This window comes from Enorma phocaeensis (genome assembly GCF_016901575.1).
GTDB classification, from domain to species: Bacteria; Actinomycetota; Coriobacteriia; order Coriobacteriales; family Coriobacteriaceae; genus Limicola; species Limicola phocaeensis_A.
Map to the genome: position 1 here is coordinate 1 of NZ_JACJKQ010000040.1, position 3,888 is coordinate 3,888.

2 protein-coding genes are annotated in these 3,888 nt (G+C 63.9%); one reads left to right on the top strand and one right to left on the bottom strand.

All coding sequences use genetic code 11. The features are described from left to right. Window positions 1-162 precede the first annotated feature (162 nt). Window positions 163-1,110 (bottom strand): Abi family protein, encoded by a 948-nt coding sequence (locus H6A15_RS09975; RefSeq protein ID WP_204673605.1) that lies wholly within the window; start codon window positions 1,108-1,110, stop codon window positions 163-165. 216 nt (window positions 1,111-1,326) lie between these two features. On the opposite strand from H6A15_RS09975, the gene H6A15_RS09980 reads away from it, so the two are divergent. Next, window positions 1,327-3,888: S-layer homology domain-containing protein (locus tag H6A15_RS09980; RefSeq protein ID WP_204673606.1), on the top strand; the 2,562-nt coding region annotated here is incomplete at its 3' end.

Genomic DNA, 3,888 nt, shown 5'->3' on the forward strand with positions numbered 1-3,888 from the left:
GTGAGCGCGCCCACGAGCGACGCGGAGATCGCCAGGGCCACCCTCTTCGAATGGTTCTTGACGCAAGCTGTCATACGTCTTTCTCCTTCCATAAGGAACAGATAATCGCCAGTTCTGGAAGGAGGACGCGGGGAGCCCCGGGGGCGGGGAGCCCTCTAGGCCTTAGGAGGAGGCGCCCGTCCGGGCGACGATTTCGTCGCGGAGCTCGTCGAACCCGAGCTCCCTGAGGACGGGGGCGACCGCCCCGGTGCGGTCTAAGCCGGCCGCGAACAAATCCAGGAGCCCATCGATGAAGTCGGCGAACTCCGCCCTCGTCAGGTAGCGCTCAAGCATCCAGACCATCTTCGCGTAGTTGACCGCCTTCCGTCCCCCGACACGCGCGCAGTAGAGGCGCTCGTCGTGCGCGCAGATGTTCCTGAACTTCACGAGGACCTCTAGGCTCACCCTCGCGCTGCCCACGTCGAAGAAGCCCAGGTCCTTGTCCCCGAGCCTTTCCGTCGACGTCGCGATCGCCTTGCACACGGCCCTCTTCTCAGCGGGCTTCATGAGGTTGAAGAAGTGCTCGAGGTTCCCGAACGTCAGATCGTTCGCAAGAACCCAGATCGGCACGGAGCCGTACTTCTTGCGGTAATGGACCACGAAGTCGGAGCCGCTCGACCGGGCACGCCTCCCAAGAATCCCGGTGAGCCCGTTGACCTCGGACGCATAGTCCGACTCGTCCTTCCCGTACGCCCCGTACTCTTCCTTCGAGCAGAAGCTCGACTGCAGCAGGTAGTCGCTGGCGTCCCTGTGGGCGTCCGCGAAGCAGTACGCGATGGCGGTCCGCACCGTCGCCTCCGCCCTGATGAGGTAATGGAACGTTATCTCCCTGAGGTCCCTGTCGAACGAGAAGAGGTCGTAGAGCGAGTCGAACTCCGTCCCCGGCATGTACCTGTCGTCCCCCGCCTCACGGGAGGCGTCCTCGTCGATGAAGTGGCGCTTGTAGCCGTTGACTATGGAGTAGTAGCCTTCGCGCAGAAGCAGGGCGCCGGTGCGCTCCGTCGTCGAGACGCCCCTGCTTTCCAGGAGCTGGACCTGCTCGTCAATCGTCAGAAATGCTTTCGCCGACATTGTGCCCCCAAACCGAAAGGGCGACCGCCACAATCGTGGCAGCCGCCCAGGGTGGACGCGGACCCCTTGAGGCCGCCGCGTCAATACCGCTTAGTCCACTATAGCAGCTTTCCGGGCCGTCGGGGGAAATTCATGGGTGTCGCATGGGGCGGCGGCCCCAACTCTCCTCCTCCCAGAACTGGCGATTATCTGTTCCTTATGGAAGGAGAAAGACGTATGACAGCTTGCGTCAAGAACCATTCGAAGAGGGTGGCCCTGGCGATCTCCGCGTCGCTGGTCGGAGCGCTCACCCTCGGCGCCGCGGCACCGGCGGTCGCCTTCGCCGCCAACGAGGGCATCCAGCCGCTCATCGCGGGCGACCTCGAGGACGTCGCCAAGGGCGAGATCACCAAGGCGACCGACAACAACGGGAAGATCATCAACGACCTCGACGACATCACGTTTGTCGCCGACACCAACGCGCACTATGTGGTTCCCACCCAAGTCACCACCGACAGCGGCCGCAAGATCACCGTCGGTGAAGAGGGCACCAAGGCCGTGTACTACAAGGCCGACCCGAACGGCAGGGAGCAGCTGCAGGACGGCACCAAGGTGAGCTGGATCGCCGAACCCAAGACCATCGCCGGAGCCGGCACCTACTACGCCGCGGTCTGCACTACGGACGCGACCAATGCCTCCGAGACCGTCGCCATCAAGTTCACCATCGTCGACACGACCCTCGACGGTGCCTACGTCTGCCAGGGCAGCGACATCAACGACAGGGTCATCCAGTACAACGGCAACGAGCAGACCTTCGGGTCCGGCAAACTCCAGGTCGTCGTGGGCGGCGTCGCCTACAAGGCCAACACCGGAAAGATGGGGAACATCAAGGCCTACAGGGCCGACGACCCCACCCACACCCCCGTCAAAGCGAAAGACGCCGGCAAGTACGTCGCCGAGGGTGAATTCGACGGCAAGGACTTCTCCGTCGAGTTCGAGATCACCCCGATCGACCTGGCGACGGCACCCATCGAGCTCGACGAACTCCTCTATGCCACCACAGCGAGCGACCTTCCCGGCCACGTCGCGAAGCTCGACGGCAACACCCTGTTCAACAGCGGCAGCGCCGTCAGCACCATCGACGGCATCAACGTCGAGCTCTCCTTCGTCTCGACCGACTCCGGCCAGAAGACCCCGGCGTCCCCGCTCAAGGGCAGCTACACCTACAAGATCACGGCCTACAAGCTCGATACCGACGGCAAGAAGGAGGCCACGCCGAACATCATCAACGACCGCGAGGTCACCGTCGTCCGCTACGGCGACACCGCCAAGTTCGAGTACGACAACGCGAGTTTCCCCAACGGAAGGGTGATCGAGCACTTCGACGCTTCCCTCGTGACCGCACGCGACACGAACGGCAAGCTGCTCGACGGCGTCGAGATCTCCTATGAGAAGAAGGTCGACGGCAAATGGGTCGCCTGCGACGCCTCCGAGACCTCCCGTCGCGGCGAGTACAAGGCTACCGTCGTCGCCGTCGACAACGACTACAACTTCGGCGGCTCGGTGGCGTGCTTCTTCTCGGTGAACGCGACCCAGGTCAAGGATGCCGACATCTTTGTCTACTATGACGGGGACGTCATCGACGGCTCGGCATCCGACGTCTACAGCGGCTCCGACTTCCTCGACCTCATCACTGTCAAGGCCACCGACAAGGACGGCAACGTGGTGAGCAACGACGAGTTCGACATCACCGTCACGAAGGGCGGAGAGAAGGTCGACTCCATCGTTGACGCCGGCACCTACACCATCACCGTCGACGCGAAGGCGGACTCGCTCTACGAGGTCACTGGCACGGACAAGTCCGTCGAGTTCACCGTCGACCCCGTCGACACCTCTGATGGCGGCAACGCCCAGATCCGCTTCGCCGGCACTCTCGGCTACGGCATGGGTACGGGGAACATGTTCGCCTACACCGGCCAGCCGGTCGTTCCGACCTTCGAGTACGACCTGGACGAGTCTGGGACCAAGTACGAGAAGCCCGAGAACTGGATCGCCCTGCCCGAGTCCGCCTACACCGTCGAGTACCAGAGGTACGACGAGGTCAACGACAAGTGGGTCGATGTCGAGCAGTGCGTCGAGAAGGGCAAGTACCGCGTCATCCTGACTGACGTGAACACCGACGGCAACCACTACGTCGACAACACCAAGGAGTTCTGGATCACCACCAAGCGCGTCTTCGCCGACGTGGCGAACGACCAGTGGTACTCCAAGTGGGTCTACACCGCCTCCAGCGACGACTTCGGCTACATGACCGGCTACACCGGCACCCAGTTCTTCGGCCCGAACGACTCCATCAAGCGCGGCGACGTCGCCGTGGTCCTCTACAAGATGGCCGGCGGCACGCTCTACTCCGACGCACACGAGGGCGAGGACGTCCCAGCCAAGGAGTTCAAGACCGGCTTCTCCGACGTGGACGCGAGCATGTACTACGCCCAGGCCATCCAGTGGGCAGAGAAGCTCGGCCTGGTGACCGGCTACGACGGCACCGACCTCTTCATGCCCGAGGCCAGCGTCTCGCGCCAGGAGCTCGCCACGATGCTCGCCCGCTACGCCAAGATGACCGGCGTGGACACCGACGCGGACCTCTCCGCGCTCGACGCCTACACCGACGGCGCCTCCGTCGCCGACTTCGCCGACGAGGCCGTCGCCTGGGCCGTCGAGGCCGGCGTCATGGGCCAGGACGTGGACGCCCTGCGCCCGGCGGACGCCATCAGCCGCGCCGAGGTCGCCGCGATGACC

Excerpts from the sequence above, each read along its gene's own strand:
- H6A15_RS09975 (WP_204673605.1), bottom strand. The coding sequence starts at position 1,110 with ATGTCGGCGAAAGCATTTCTGACGATTGACGAGCAGGTCCAGCTCCTG.